At 66.4% G+C, this 14,649-nt stretch carries 13 protein-coding genes; 5 read left to right on the top strand and 8 right to left on the bottom strand.

What is annotated here, in order from left to right; all coding sequences use genetic code 11:
* Positions 1 to 9: 9 nt before the first annotated feature.
* A complete protein-coding gene (locus K940_RS0104930; protein WP_028476621.1) occupies positions 10 to 1,371 on the bottom strand; it encodes a protoporphyrinogen oxidase in 1,362 nt (453 codons plus the stop codon).
* A gap of 78 nt (positions 1,372 to 1,449) precedes the next feature.
* Positions 1,450 to 2,514 carry a uroporphyrinogen decarboxylase gene (gene hemE / locus K940_RS0104925; RefSeq protein ID WP_036527570.1) on the bottom strand — a complete coding sequence of 355 codons (1,065 nt, stop codon included), beginning with the start codon at positions 2,512 to 2,514 and terminating at the stop codon, positions 1,450 to 1,452.
* 122 nt (positions 2,515 to 2,636) lie between these two features.
* On the opposite strand from hemE, the gene K940_RS26985 reads away from it, so the two are divergent.
* Positions 2,637 to 3,275 (top strand): DUF3000 domain-containing protein, encoded by a 639-nt coding sequence (locus K940_RS26985; RefSeq protein ID WP_081706169.1) that lies wholly within the window; start codon positions 2,637 to 2,639, stop codon positions 3,273 to 3,275.
* Positions 3,276 to 3,378: 103 nt separating this feature from the next.
* Entirely contained in the window at positions 3,379 to 4,617 is a 1,239-nt protein-coding gene (locus K940_RS0104915; protein WP_028476619.1) for a ribonuclease D, read from the top strand.
* 33 nt (positions 4,618 to 4,650) lie between these two features.
* Here the strand turns inward: K940_RS0104915 and dxs are convergent, their stop codons facing one another.
* Positions 4,651 to 6,549 (bottom strand): 1-deoxy-D-xylulose-5-phosphate synthase, encoded by a 1,899-nt coding sequence (dxs, locus tag K940_RS0104910; protein ID WP_028476618.1) that lies wholly within the window; start codon positions 6,547 to 6,549, stop codon positions 4,651 to 4,653.
* A 228-nt stretch (positions 6,550 to 6,777) separates the two neighbouring features.
* On the opposite strand from dxs, the gene K940_RS0104905 reads away from it, so the two are divergent.
* Positions 6,778 to 7,581: an enoyl-CoA hydratase gene (locus K940_RS0104905; RefSeq protein ID WP_028476617.1), complete on the top strand. Its 804-nt coding sequence runs from the start codon at positions 6,778 to 6,780 to the stop codon at positions 7,579 to 7,581.
* Positions 7,582 to 7,584: 3 nt separating this feature from the next.
* On the opposite strand, the gene K940_RS0104900 is transcribed toward K940_RS0104905, so the two are convergent.
* Both K940_RS0104900 and K940_RS0104895 read right to left on the bottom strand, forming a co-directional pair.
* The gene (locus tag K940_RS0104900; protein WP_028476616.1) at positions 7,585 to 9,018 is read right to left on the bottom strand and encodes a class I SAM-dependent RNA methyltransferase; all 1,434 of its coding nucleotides are present in this window, start codon (positions 9,016 to 9,018) and stop codon (positions 7,585 to 7,587) included.
* A gap of 19 nt (positions 9,019 to 9,037) precedes the next feature.
* Positions 9,038 to 11,026: an APC family permease gene (locus K940_RS0104895; protein ID WP_028476615.1), complete on the bottom strand. Its 1,989-nt coding sequence runs from the start codon at positions 11,024 to 11,026 to the stop codon at positions 9,038 to 9,040.
* Between K940_RS0104895 and K940_RS0104890 the strand changes: the two genes are divergently transcribed.
* Both K940_RS0104890 and K940_RS0104885 read left to right on the top strand, forming a co-directional pair.
* Positions 10,953 to 11,849, top strand: a complete 897-nt coding sequence (locus K940_RS0104890) for a TrkA family potassium uptake protein (RefSeq protein ID WP_255342573.1) — start codon at positions 10,953 to 10,955, stop codon at positions 11,847 to 11,849. The genes K940_RS0104895 and K940_RS0104890 overlap by 74 nt on opposite strands.
* Positions 11,850 to 11,851: 2 nt before the next feature.
* Complete coding sequence (locus K940_RS0104885) at positions 11,852 to 12,523, top strand: TrkA family potassium uptake protein (protein WP_028476613.1); 672 nt, start codon at positions 11,852 to 11,854, stop codon at positions 12,521 to 12,523.
* 62 nt (positions 12,524 to 12,585) lie between these two features.
* On the opposite strand, the gene K940_RS0104880 is transcribed toward K940_RS0104885, so the two are convergent.
* The 3 genes from K940_RS0104880 to K940_RS0104870 form a co-directional block, all read right to left on the bottom strand.
* Positions 12,586 to 13,212, bottom strand: a complete 627-nt coding sequence (locus K940_RS0104880) for a sigma-70 family RNA polymerase sigma factor (protein ID WP_028476612.1) — start codon at positions 13,210 to 13,212, stop codon at positions 12,586 to 12,588.
* A 183-nt stretch (positions 13,213 to 13,395) separates the two neighbouring features.
* Positions 13,396 to 14,088, bottom strand: a complete 693-nt coding sequence (locus K940_RS26980) for a DUF3159 domain-containing protein (RefSeq protein WP_081706168.1) — start codon at positions 14,086 to 14,088, stop codon at positions 13,396 to 13,398.
* A 4-nt stretch (positions 14,089 to 14,092) separates the two neighbouring features.
* Positions 14,093 to 14,470: an OB-fold nucleic acid binding domain-containing protein gene (locus tag K940_RS0104870; RefSeq protein WP_028476611.1), complete on the bottom strand. Its 378-nt coding sequence runs from the start codon at positions 14,468 to 14,470 to the stop codon at positions 14,093 to 14,095.
* Positions 14,471 to 14,649: the final 179 nt, after the last annotated feature.

Genomic DNA, 14,649 nt, shown 5'->3' with positions numbered 1-14,649 from the left:
AGACGAGGATCAGCGCATTGCCTCCGCGCCGACTGCCGCGGCAATTCGCTGCGCTGCAGCATGACCGGAGGCGACGCAGGCGGGAACTCCGACGCCGTGCAGGTATGCGCCGGCAACGGCGACACGATCGAGTGTGGCGACCTCGGCCTCGATGGTGGCAATGCGGTCGGGGTGACCGGGCGCGTACTGGGCGAGCCCACCGGGCCAGCGCTGGACAACCGCCGCCGTCGGTTCGATCGCCACGCCAGTGACCGCCACCAGGTCGTCCACGGCCGCGGCAACGAGCTCGGCGTCCGGCCACGACAACGGAGCCGGGTCGCCGAACTTGCCGAAAGAGGCTCGCACGAGGGCGGTGTCACGCTGTGCGAGATGGGTCCACTTGCGACTGGACAGCGTGAACGCCTTGGCACGGAGCGGTTCTCCGGTGGCGATCAGAATGCCGGAGTTCCATGGCAATGCGGTTTCACGCGGCAAAGCGAGCGCTACGACCACCGACGAGGACACTTCGATGCCTGCCAGCTCCGCCGCTGCGGTCGGGGCAACGGCTGCGAGCAACCCTGCCGACACCGGCGCCGGGGTTGCCAGCACCACCGCGTCGACAGCGCCGAGCGGGTCGACCACCCACCCGCGCCGACCTCGGGCGAGACGAGTCCCCGCCGTCGCTGTGACGAACCGAGCCCCCGAGCTCGCCACCAGCGCATCGAGCAATACCCGGTAGCCATCGCGGAAGCCACCGAAGATCGGCGCGTCCGCAGGCTGCGGGAGCGCCGCTCGGGCGGCGGCGGTCACACTGGTTGCACCGTCGTCGAGTGCGGCGGCCAGCGCTGGGAGCGCGCCGCGGACGCCGATGGAGCGAGAACTGCCCGCGTAGACGCCGCCGAGCAGCGGATCCACGCTGCGTTCGGCAACCTGAACACCGAACCGATCGGCCACCAGACTGTAGACATCGATGTCGGAGCCCGGCGTCCAGGTGAACGGACGGTAGGGTTCCGCGGCAATCCGGGCCGACGTCGCGGCATCGACCAGCCCGTGCATCGGCTCCGCGGCTGTCGGGATTCCCATCAACGTGCCCTCCGGCAACGGATGCGCGACACCACCCGACCACACCAGCGGCCGCAGTCCTACCGGAGTCACCACGTGCGACTCGAGCCCCAGTTCCCGCAGTAGAGCGGGGACCTCCGGTCGGCGAGCGACGAACGCTTCGGCCCCGAGATCCACCGGATGTCCCGCTAGTTCACCGGTGTGGAGGATGCCTCCGACCCGGTCGGCCTGCTCGACCACTACCAGGTCGGCGCTCGGACCCAGCAAGGTCCGTAGCCGATACGCCGCCACCAATCCGCTGATCCCGCCGCCCACCACAGCAATACGCATGCCCCGACCGTATCGCGCGACCGAACCGCAGGTGCCGAGCGGCCGAGGCCCTTGTGCCCCGTCCCACACCCTCCGGCGCTACATTTCGTGAACGAGATCGACCACGGCACCGAGTGCTGCTGGGTCGGTGTCCGGGAGCACCCCGTGGCCCAAGTTGAAGATGTGGCCGGACGCGCCCAACGTGATCGCCTCGTCCGCTTCGCGCAGGATGCGGCGGACATGCGCCTCGATCGCTGCCGTTCCCGCGAACAGCACCGCGGGATCGAGATTGCCCTGCAGCGCTTTTCCAGGTCCGACCCGACGCACGGCATCGTTCAGCGGTACTCGCCAATCGACACCCACCACGTCGGCGCCCGCCTCGGCCATCGCGCCCAGCAGCTCTCCGGTCCCCACGCCGAAGTGGATCCGCGGGACGCCCGCATCGGCGATCTCCGCGAAGACCCGCTGTGAGTGCGGGAGTACGAAGCTACGGTAGTCGGCTTCGGTGAGCGCACCGGCCCACGAGTCGAACAATTGAATCGCATCGACGCCCGCAGCCAGTTGGACCTGGAGGAATGCAATGGTGATGTCGGTGAGTACGCCGAGAAGCGCATGCCAGGTTTGTGGGTCGGCATACATCATCGCCTTGGTGCGCTCATGGTTCTTGCTCGGTCCACCTTCCACCAGGTAGGAAGCGAGGGTGAACGGCGCTCCAGCGAATCCGATCAACGGAGTCTCGCCCAGCGCGTCGACCAACAGGCGCACACCGTCGGCGACTGCGCCCACCTCCTCGGGACGCAAGCGAGGCAACGCGCGTACATCCCCGACCGTGCGTACCGGGGCCGCAACCACCGGACCGGTGCCCGGCAAGATGTCCAGGTCGATTCCTGCGGCTTTGAGCGGCACGACGATATCGGAGAACAAGATGGCCGCATCGACGGCATACCTGCGGATCGGCTGCATCGTGATCTCGCACACCAACTCCGGATCGAAGCACGATTCGAGCATGCCGATGCCTGCACGCACATCGCGGTATTCGGGCAGTGAACGTCCGGCCTGGCGCATGAACCAAACGGGCCGCCGGCTCGGCCTCTCACCGGTGGCAGCGGCCAGGAAGGGGGCATCGGTCAACCGGCGACGGGTTCGAGTGCTCATCAGGGCCATCGTAGGCGGGCCCCGGCCCGGTGACAGCCCCCAGGCCGCCGTGGGTGGCTCACGGCCCGCTCGGCGTGCGGTGCGGCGCGCCTCCGACTGCACTGGGCGGGTACGGTCTACCGTCAGCACTCGTGACACCGCTCGACATCCGCGACGGCGCCGCACCGACCGAGGGACCCCATGGCGAGCCGGCTCAGTTTCGCGCCGCGGTCGAAGCGATGGGCACCGCTACTGTGCATCCCCGGATCGAGCTCGCGCCCATCCGGCCGCCGCAACGACTCGCACCGTATTCCTATGCCATCGGCGCCGAGGTCGCGCACCCGGAGGCCGCATCTGTCCCGGCCGACTCCGAGGGCGACGCCTTCGGCAGACTGATCCTGCTGCACGACCCGGACGGCGACGACACCTGGCACGGCACCCTCCGTCTGGTCGCCTATGTCCAGGCCGACATCGACGCCGCACTGGCGACCGACCCGCTGTTGCCCGAGGTGGCGTGGAGCTGGCTGGTGGATGCGCTGGAATCGCGGACCGAACCGTTCACCGCCCTCGGCGGCACGGTGACCTCGACCAGTTCGGTGCGTTATGGCGACATTGCTGGTCCCCCGCGCGCGCACCAGTTGGAGCTTCGGGCCTCCTGGACTCCGACGACGACCGACCTACGGCCGCACCTGGAAGCATTCTGCGAGGTACTGGCCTACGCGGCCGGGCTCCCTCCGGCCGGAGTGACCCAACTGCAGGTGCGCCCCGGCCCACCCGACGAGCACGCGTAGTCGCAACATCGCGCTCGACTCGCCGTGCAGCGGCGGTCGCATAGACCGACCGATGGACGACAGGTCGGCCACACTGCCAAGCAGGCACGTAGAGTTCAACACCATGTCCGTACCAGACGAATCCGAACTTTCGGCTGCGACGCCTTTGCTCGCGCCTGCCGACGGTGTGCCTCCGGTACTGGACACCGCCGCAGACATCACCGCTGCCGCCGCTCGGCTGAGCGCGGGCACGGGACCTCTGGCCGTGGACGCCGAACGCGCCTCCGGTTTTCGGTATTCGGCCCGCGCGTACCTGATCCAGTTGCGTCGAGCAGGCGCGGGCACATTTCTCATCGACCCGATTCCGGTGGCCGACGGGCTCACGGCACTGGCGGAGGCGATCAACGGCCTGGAATGGGTCCTGCATTCGGCAGACCAAGACCTGCCCGGTCTGGCCGAACTCGGCTTGCGCCCGGCTCGACTGTTCGACACCGAACTGGGTGGGCGCCTGGCAGGCTTCGATCGTGTGGGACTCGCGGCGATGGTGCAGCGCCTACTCGGCCGAGAATTGCGCAAGGGGCACGGTGCGGCCGATTGGTCCAGTCGACCGCTTCCCGACGACTGGCTCAACTATGCAGCGCTCGATGTCGAACTTCTGCTCGAACTCCGCGACGCGGTCGCCGAGACATTGCGGCATCAAGGAAAGACGGCGTGGGCGATACAAGAATTCGAACACATCCGGACGGTCGGCCCGCCGGCGACGAAGGCCGACCGGTGGCGACGCACCTCCGGGATCCACACGCTGCGCCGCGGCCGGCAGCTCGCGATAGTGCGCGAAGTGTGGTCCGTCCGGGACGCGCTGGCCCGGTCCCGTGATGTGGCGCCCGCGCGCATTCTGCCTGATTCGGCGATCATCGCCGCGGCGACCGCCGAGCCCAAATCCCTCACGCAATTGCGGGCCCTGCCGGTATTCGGCGGGCCGCGACAGCGCCGCTACTCGCGTGACTGGTTGGCCGCGGTCGAGCGCGGGCGCACGCTGCCCGACCACGAGTTACCGCCGATGGCTCAGCCCTTCGATGGTCCGCCGCCGGTCAACCGCTGGGAACGACGCGACCCGGCCGCAGCCGCCCGCCTGTCCCGGGCACGCGCCGCGATGAGTGAGCTGTCGACCGAACACTCGATACCGGTGGAGAACCTACTCGCCCCGGATTTGGTCCGCCGGCTGTGCTGGGACGGACTGACCGACTATCGCGATGCCGACCCCCGCGAGGTCGACGACTTTCTCGCCGCCGGCCGTGCCCGGCCCTGGCAACGGGCGCTCACGGTCTCGCGGTTGGCACCCGCAGTGTGCGCCCCGGACTGAGGCCCGAGTCCGTGGATACACCTCTGACTGCAGTCAGAGGGCAGCCAGCCACCCACTGATCTGTCGTGCGACATCAGCAGCGGTCAGGTCGAGTTCGGCATGCACTTCACCCCTGGAGGCGTGGTCCAGAAACTGTTGCGGCACACCGAGATCGCGAGTCGGGATGTCCAGCCCGGAGCTGCGCAGGCGGGCCGACACGGTCGCACCGATCCCACCGTGCAGTCCTCCGTCCTCCACGGTGACCACGAGCCGGTAGTTCTCGGCGAGTTTCACCAGCGTGTCGGACACCGGCAGCACCCAGCGCGGATCGACCACGGTGATCGAAGCCCCCTCGGCGTCCAGGGCATCCGCCGCGTCCAGCGCGACCTTGGCGAACGAGCCCACGGCAATCAGGAGCACGTCGCCGCGGACGGCATGCGCCGAGCCGACCTCGGGATCGGCCATGCGTAAGACGTCCACGTCATCCAGCCGCTCGATCGCTGTGATGTCCTCGGCGACACTCCCCTTCGGAAAGCGCAACGCAGTGGGTCCGTCGCCGACCGCCAGCGCCTCCGCCAATTCATCACGCAGCGTCGTCGCGTCACGCGGGGCAGCGACCCGAATACCGGGAACGATGCCGAGCACCGACAGATCCCACATTCCGTTGTGGCTCGCACCATCGGAGCCGGTGACCCCGGCCCGGTCCAGCACCACGGTCACCGGCTGCTTCAGCAAGGCCACATCCATCAGCAGTTGATCGAAGGCGCGGTTGAGAAACGTCGAATAGATCGCGACCACCGGGTGCATGCCGCCGAGCGCGAGTCCCGCCGCCGAGGTCATGGCGTGCTGCTCGGCGATGCCGACATCGAACATACGGTCGGGAAAGCGCTCGCCGAACGCCGCGAGTCCGGTCGGCCCCGGCATCGCGGCGGTGATCGCGACGATGTCGGCGCGACGCTCGGCGTGCGCGATCAGTTCGGTGGAGAACACCGACGTCCAGTCCACCGTTCGGGGGTTGTCGACGGGAAGCCCGGTCTCCGGGTCGATCGGGCCACACGCGTGCATCTGATCGGCCACATGGTTCTCGGCCGGAGCATAGCCACGGCCTTTCTGCGTCACGGCATGCACCACGACCGGGCCGCCGAAGTCCTTGGCCCGCCGCAGCGCCGCCTCGAGCGCGAGGATATCGTGGCCATCCACCGGACCGACATACTTCAGGCCCAGATCACTGAACAATTCCTGCGGACTGACGGCGTCCTTGATGCCGGCCTTCACCGCGTGTGCCATCGAATACGCCGATTCACCCACCCGGGGGATGCTCTTCAACAGACGCCTGCCCGTGTGCAGAGCATGCTCGTACGCGGGTTGCGTGCGCAGCGCGGTCAACTGGTCTGCCAAGCCACCGATCGTCGGCGCGTAGGACCGACCGTTGTCGTTGACCACAACGACGACCGGACGGTCCGGAGCAGCGGCGATGTTGTTGAGAGCCTCCCAGCACATACCACCGGTGAGCGCCCCGTCCCCCACGATCGCCACCACATGCCGATCCTGCCCACTCAGCGCGAACGCTTTCGCCAGCCCGTCCGCGTAGGACAACGCTGCGGACGCGTGCGAGGACTCCACCCAGTCGTGCGCACTTTCGCTTCGACTCGGGTAGCCGGACAAGCCGCCGCGCTTACGCAATGAATCGAACAGATCTTTGCGACCGGTCAGGATCTTGTGGACGTAGGCCTGGTGCCCGGTATCGAAGATCAGTGGGTCGGCCGGCGAGTCGAAGATTCGGTGCAATGCGATGGTGAGTTCGACGACACCGAGGTTGGGCCCGAGATGCCCACCCGTCGCAGCGACCTTCTGCACCAGAAACCCACGAATGTCCGCTGCCAGTTCGTGCACTTGCGGTATCGTCAGCCGGCGCAGATCTTCGGGCGAGTCGACCCGGGAAAGGACTCCCACCTGTACTAGCTCCCTCCGGATAGCGCATCAGATCCGATCAGTCTACGGAGCGACGACCGGCGCACCCCCGCGAGAGCCGCCTCATCACCCGAAATCGCGACGAAATGCGACTCTCGTCACACCATACTCGGCCCGCGGCGACACTGCGTCGAGTATGTGGGGAACGCTTTTTGCGCCATGGAGCCGGCGGCGCGCCTATATTCGACAACGACACCGATCGGAGGTCGTATGTCGTTCGTGCTCATCGACAGACCGCTGCCATATGTCGCTCTGGTAACGCTCAATCGTCCCGACCGAATGAACGCGATGGCGTTCGACGTGATGATTCCGCTGCGCAGCGCGCTCGAGCAGGTCAGCGCCGACAACACCGTCCGGGTCGTCGTACTGACCGGTGCAGGACACGGATTCTGTTCCGGCGCCGACCTTACCGGCTCGGGAACGGTGCCCAACGTCGAGGGGTTGACCACCACCAGTGTCGCCCGACGCTCGATGGACCTGCTCAACGACGTGATGATCACGTTGCGTCGAATGCATCAACCGGTGATCGCCGCAATCAACGGCCCGGCGATCGGCGGCGGATTCTGTCTCGGTATCGGTACCGATATTCGGATCGCCGCCGAGCACGCGTACTTCCGTGCCGCAGGGATCAACAACGGCCTGACCTCCGCCGAACTCGGTCTCAGCTATCTGCTGCCGCGAGCCGTCGGCTCGTCTCGCGCCTTCGAGATCATGCTCTCCGGTCGTGACGTCGACGCGCGCGAGGCCGAGAGCATCGGACTGGTCTCGCGTACGGTCCCCGCGGAGAAGCTGTTCGACACGTGCTATGAGCTGGCCGAGCGCATCATCGGCTTCAGTCGAGTCGGCACCGAACTCACCAAACGCATGTTGTGGAGCGGAATGGAGGCGGGCGGATTCGAATCGCATATGCAACACGAGGGCACCGCTCAGCTCTACGTGAGTCTCACCACCGGTAATTTCGACGAGGCGATGCGCGCGCACCGTGACCACCGTCCACCCAGGTACGAGGACTGACGCTCAACGCTCCAACAGCGCAAGGCATTCGACGTGATGGGTAGCCGGAAACGCGTCGAACGCACGCAGATCGCCGACTTCGTAGCCTGCGGACCGATACAGGCTCAGATCACGGGCGAACGCCGCGGGGTCACATCCGACGTGGATGATCCGCGTCGGCCCAGCCGCGGTGATCGCGGCAACCACCTGTTTGCCAGCCCCCGCACGAGGCGGATCGAGTACCACCACGTCGGGCGTAGCCGCACCCGCGTGTTCTCGCACCCAACGCTCCACCCGCTGGGCACGCAACTCCACCCCCGGCACGTCGCGCAGCGCGACCGCGCCATCGGCGACCGCAGTCCGAGAGGATTCCACCGCGAGCACTGCGCCGGATCGTCCTGCCTGCTCGGCCAAGCGCGCGGCGAAAACACCCGCTCCGCTGTAGAGATCCCAGGCGCGCCCCCCGACACGGAGCCCCGACCATTGCGCAACCAGGTCCGAATAGCGCTGCGCCGCGCCGCGATGCGCCTGCCAGAAGCCGGTTGCGGCAACCTCCCACCGCCGGCCCGACACGTATTCGATCGCGCGTCCGCTCCCGACCACCACCCACTCGTCCCGCGCGGCGTGCACGGCGGCGCGCCGGGCGACTGCATCCCGCCGGATGTCCTCGCCATCCCCGCGGCCATCCCCGCGATCGTGGCCCTGCGAGCCACGTCGTCCCGATGGCCGATCGCGATCGGGACGGACGCGGGGCGGACCGTCCACACGACCCCGGTGGGCTCGGCCACCGCTGGTCGAACGCCGACTGCCCGGTCCACGCCGGTCGGCGCCACTCCTACCCGGCTCCCCGTCGGACACCGGCGCCACCTCGACGATGTGGCGCACACCGTCGCCGTCGACTGCGATCACCACGTCGGCGCCGGGTGTCCACTGCCGGTCCACGAGTCCTTCCAACGCTCCCGGGACCGGTTGCGGGCATCGCAGATCGGTGATCACGTCGGTACTGCGGTACCGATGCACCCCAACGTGTCCGTGAGCATCGACCGTCAACCGCACGCGGGTGCGCCACCCGCCGGTCGATTCACCCGAGCCGATCGGCTCCACCGCGACCTCGCGGGTGATTCCGGCCAACCGCCGCAACTGTTCGGCCACCACGGCGGCTTTCAGCGCACGCTGCGCCGCGGGGGTGGCGAAAGAGAAATCACAACACCCGGCGCCACCGGGACCGGACACCGCACAGGCCGGCGGGATCCGATCCGGCGAGGCCTCGAGCACCTCGATGGCATCGGCTCGGCAGAACGAGCTCCCCCGATCCTCGGTGACCTGCGCCCGTACCAGCTCGCCGGGAAGCCCGTGTCGGACGAAGACCACACGCCCCTCGTGCCGGGCGACGCAGAAGCCGCCATGCCCTGGCGGTCCGAGCCGTACGTCGAAGATCCGTGTACGCCAATCGCTCATTCGGACTGCCCTGCCACCGTCATGCCCGGTCCTCGAATCCGCGCCGCACCGCACCCGGAGCGTTCACCACACCAGGTGCCTTGGCCCGGGCCGACGAGCTCAGCTGCCACGGCACGCTGGTGACCATCACCCCCGGTTCGAACAGCAACCTGCCTTTCAACCGCAGCGCGCTTTGATTGTGCAACAGCGTCTCCCACCAATGTCCGACGACGTACTCGGGAATGAACACGGTCACGACATCGCGGGGGGCGTCCTTGCGCACTCGTTTGACGTAGTCGAGAACCGGCTTGGTGATCTCTCGATACGGGGATTCGATCACCTTGAGCGGCACAGTGATATCACTGGTCTCCCATTCCCGCACCAGGGTCCGGGTGTCGGCATCGTCGACGTTGACCGTCACAGCTTCCAACGTGTCCGGACGCGTGGCGCGAGCGTAGGCCAGCGCGCGCCGGGTCGGCAGATGTAACCGAGAAACCAAGACGACCGAATGCGAGCGACTCGGCAGCACGCCATCCCATTCGTGCTCGTCCAGTTCGCGCGCGACCGAATCGTAATGCCGGCGAATCGACTTCATCACGACGAAGATCGCGATCATCGTGCAGATGGCAATGTACGCGCCGGCAAAGAACTTGGTGATCACGACGATCACCAGCACCGTGCCCGTCGCGCTGAGACCGACGGCATTGATGATCCGAGACCGTCGCATGCGCGCCCGCTGCCGGGCGTCGACCTCCGTACGCAGTAGCCGAGTCCAATGCCGCAACATCCCCGTCTGGCTGAGGACGAAGGAGACGAATACACCGATGATGTAGAGCTGTATCAGCTTGGTGACTTCGGCGCCGAAGAGCACCACGAATGCGATCGCGGCCCCGGACAACGACAGAATGCCATTGCTGAAAGCCAACCGGTCGCCCCGGGTGTGCAGCTGTCGTGGCAAGTAGCGATCCTGCGCCAGTACCGAGCCGAGGACAGGGAACCCGTTGAAGGCGGTATTGGCGGCGAGCACGAGGATCAACGCGGTCACTATGGTGACGAAGAAGAATCCGACCGGGAAGCCGTGGAATACCGCGTCGGCGACCTGAGCGATGAGTGTCTTCTGCTGATAGTCGGCCGGAGCGCCGGTCAAGTCCGAAACATTGCTGGCATAGACGACGCCGACCTTCTGCGCCAATAAAATGATGCCCATCAACAATACGATCGCGATGATCCCCAACAACAGTAGCGTCGTGGCGGCATTGCGCGACTTGGGCTTGCGGAATGCGGGCACGCCGTTGCTGATCGCTTCCACGCCGGTCAGCGTGGCACAGCCGGAAGAGAACGAACGAGCGAGCAGAAAGGCGAACGCGAGTCCATAGAGATAGCTGTCCTCGTGATCGAGGTCGAAACCGGCCGACTCGGCCCGAAGCTCGTCGCCGAATACGAAAATCCGCAGCAAACCGGTACCCAACATGAGAAACATGCCGACGAGGAACGCGTAGGTGGGAATCGCGAATGCCGTGCCCGATTCGCGCACGCCGCGCAGATTGACGGCAGTCAGGAGCACGATGGCCGCGACAGCGAAGAAAACCTTGTGCGTGGCGACGAACGGAATGGCCGAACCGATGTTGGATGCAGCCGAGGAAATCGACACCGCGACGGTGAGCACGTAGTCCACCAGCAGCGCGCTGCCCACGGTCAGACCAGCATTGGGTCCGAGATTGGTGGTGGCTACCTCGTAATCGCCACCACCGGAGGGATAGGCGTGTACGTTTTGGCGGTAGCTGGCCACCACGACCGCCATCACGAAGGCGACCGCGAGGCCGACCCACGGTGCGTATACGTACGCCGAGATGCCGGCGGCGGACAACACGAGGAAGATCTCCTCGGGCGCGTAGGCGACCGAAGACATGGCGTCGGAGGCGAACACCGGGAGCGCGATTCGCTTCGACAGCAGTGTGCGACCCAGCGAGTCACTGCGGAACGGCCTTCCCAGCAGCACTCGCTTCGCCGCCGTCGTCAACTTGGACACCAGAGCGAGCATAGGCCCTGTAGGGGAGCATGCGGCGGGGTCGTGCCTTTGCGAGATCGTCGAGGGGGAACATGGCCGGCGGAATCTCTCGACGGGTAGCGTTCGACCGGACAGACAACACGTACCGACTCCATGGCTGCAGGAACGAGGTTGCACGGTGCACGTAGTGATCATGGGATGTGGGCGTGTCGGCTCCTCGCTGGCCCATGCCTTGGTCCGCGTCGGTCACCACGTCACCGTGGTCGACCGGGACTCCGGTTCCTTTCGTCGTCTCGGATCGGACTTCCCCGGCGACCAGGTGGTCGGTGTCGGATTCGATCGAGATGTACTGATACGCGCGGGAATCGAGCGGGCCGACGCCTTTGCGGCGGTCTCCTCGGGCGACAACTCCAACATCATTTCCGCGCGCGTCGCCAGAGAAATGTTCGGAGTGCAGCGCGTGGTCGCCCGCATCTACGACGCCAAACGAGCGGCCGTCTACGAGCGGCTCGGCATCCCCACCATCGCCACGGTCCCGTGGACCACCGATCGGCTGCTGCGCATGCTGGTCGGTGACTCCAGCACCACCACCTGGCGTGATCCCACCGGAACAATCGCTGTGACCCAACTGACATTGCACGAACAATGGTATGGCCATTCGGTGGGCGAACTGGAGCAAACGACCGGCGCGAGAGTGGCGTTCATCATCCGATTCGGCCAAGGGCTGCTTCCCGAGAGCAAAACGATCATCCAGGCCGACGACACCGTCTACATCGCGGCAGCCTCGGGTGCCGTGGGTGAGGCCGTCGCCCTGGCCACGAAGCCTCCCACAATCGAGGAATGAACATGAAAGTGGCCATCGCCGGAGCCGGCGCGGTCGGCCGATCCATCGCCCGGGAGTTGCTGCGCGCCGGGCACCAGGTCATGCTGCTCGAGCGTCAACTCGACCACATCGATCCCCCGGCGGTTCCGGACGCAGTCTGGATACATGCCGACGCGTGCGAGCTGGCACTGCTCGAGTATGCCGGATTGGAGACCTACGAGGTGGTGATCGCAGCCACCGGTGACGACAAGGCGAACTTGGTGCACAGCCTGCTCGCCAAGACCGAATTCGGCGTGCGGCGTGTGGTGGCGCGGGTGAACGAACCGCGCAACGAATGGCTCTTCGACGACTCCTGGGGCGTCGATGTCGCGGTATCCACGCCGCGCCTGCTCGCGTCACTGGTCGAGGAAGCGGTGTCGGTCGGCGATCTGGTGCGCCTGATGACACTGCGCCAAGGTCAGGCCCACCTGGTGGAGATGACGCTGCCCACGGATACCGCGCTGGCGGGTAAGCCGGTACGCACGCTGACCCTCCCCCGCGACACCGCCCTGGTGACGATCCTGCGCGGAGGCCGGGTGATCGTGCCGCAACCCGATGATCCGTTCGAAGGCGACGACGAACTCCTGTTCGTCACCTCTGTGGAGGCCGAGGACGATCTTCGATCGGAACTCGCCGAGCACGGCATCAGACCCTAGATTTCTGCAGTGTCGACAACACGTCAGTGATCGACAATACATCGCAGCGACGCCACGCCTGGCTACGCAGCCGGCGCCAACTCGGCGCGCAGCTTGTTCAGTGCGCGATGCTGCATCACCCGAACCACCCCAGGGCTGGTGCCGATGGCCTCTGCGGTTCGGGCCGCCGACCAGCCGAGCACGATGCGCATCACCAAGACCTTGCGATGTGAGGGTGCGAGCACCTTCATGAGTTCCCGCGTGGCAGCACGCCGTTCGTTGGCCAGCGCCCACTCTTCGGGGCCGGCGGTCGGGGATGCGCGATCGGGAACATCGGCCATCGGGTAGATGGGGTGTTGTTGCGAGCGGCGGAAGGCGTCGGCGACCTTGTTGGCGGCGATGCCGTAGACGAAGGCCAGAAACGACTTTCCTTGGTCGCGGTAGCGGGGGACGGCATCGACGGTGGCCAGGAGAATTTCCTGCACCACGTCATCGACGGTGACCTGCAAATGCGCGGTGTTGCCCAGGCGGGAACGGCAGTAGCGTCTCACGAGGGGATGCACGAGCCGAACGATTTCGGCGACTGCCCGACGGTCACCCGCCGCCGCCGGTTCGATCAACTCTTCCAGCCGGTCCGATACTCGGCGGCTCTCCGAGGAAGCGGGATGGTTGTGGTCGGACTGAGCCAAGGTACCGCGCTCGGTAGCCATATCCGAGTCCCTCCTTGCCGATCGATGTGCCTGCGGCCGATACACATCGATCGTCTGCAGAAATCGCAGCGACAACCAGGCACCCCAGGGTGAGTTCGTCCCCACCTCGGCGGGGACGAACTCACCACCTGTTTGTTCGCCGGATCGTGGAAGAGCTCGCCGGGTCGTGGAGAACTCAACGCCTCATGCCGACGCGGTCCCGGGCGTGGGACCGACCGATTGCCGACCTACACGACGGACCACCCAGATGGTCAGAACCAGCACGGTCGCGGTCAATGGCCAGCCCATGGCGATACGCGCAAACGCCAGCCACCCGGTCCGGTCGGTGTCGTAGAGCTGCGACTGCACCAGATAGCGGGCACCGAAGACGACCACGTAGGCAGCGGTGGCCAGATCGTAGAGTCGTACCGTTCGTCGGTTGGATCGCCAGGACGAGCCGTGGCCGTTGAGCACGCTCCAGACCACTCCGACCAATGGCCACCGCACCAGAATGGATGCCAAGGACACCGCCGCGTAGAGCAAGCTGGTGTAGATACCGAAGAGGAAGAATCCCTTGGCCTCCCCCACCATATAGGCGATCAGGGCGCAGATACCCACGCCGAAGAAACCGGATACGGCGGGCTGGACAGGATCGCGGCGCACCAAACGCCAGACCAGGATGGCGGCCGCCGCACCCAGCGCGACCCAGATCGCCGCGGTCAAACCGGCAACGCTGTTGACCGGAATGAACACGAGAACCGGAAGTGTCGAGTAGATCAGGCCACTGAAGCCGCCCAGCTGTTCGAGCAGGGTCTGTCGGGAGCGGTTCTCGTTGTCGCCGGGCGGCACGAACTCGATGGAATCACCAGCGTTTGCGTCGTCGTCGCTCGATGGCATGTGCTCAGCTGTTCCCGCGCAATTCGTAGTAGGGGTTGAAGATCACCTTGCGGCCGTCACGGTCACCCACGCGACCACGAACCAAGATGCGACGCCCCGGTTCGATACCGGGAATACGCCTGCGCCCGATCCAGACCAGTGTGATGGCGTCCGTGCCGTCGAAGAACTCCGCCTGCACGGTGGCACCCGCGGATTTGGAACATGCCTCGACACAACGCAGCCTACCGACCATCGTCGCCTCATCGCCGCGCCGACACTCCGATGCTCGGCGCGCTCCCGAGGCCTTGGAAGTCTCGGCCAGTTCCTGAGCATCCAGCTGATCGATGTCTTCGGTGAGTCTGCGGCCCAGACGTCGAAAGTATCCTGAGGCAGCGGGTGACATCGTGCGCGCTCTCCTGCATAGAGCAGATGGAGTGCGGATCGCACGCCATCGTGGGGGTTTCCGGCTGTACAGCCGATGGGGCCGTACACCGCCACTGTAGATGGCTCGCGCCGCCCCCGCTACGCTCGGACCGGTGTTCGACTCCCGAGATGCCGTTCGTGTCGTGGCGTTGCCCGGCA

Origin of the sequence: Nocardia sp. CNY236, assembly GCF_000482385.1 — a bacterium.
Taxonomy (GTDB): domain Bacteria; phylum Actinomycetota; class Actinomycetes; order Mycobacteriales; family Mycobacteriaceae; genus Nocardia.
Note: the sequence above shows the minus strand (reverse complement) of the source record. Positions and strands in the feature narration are given on the sequence as shown.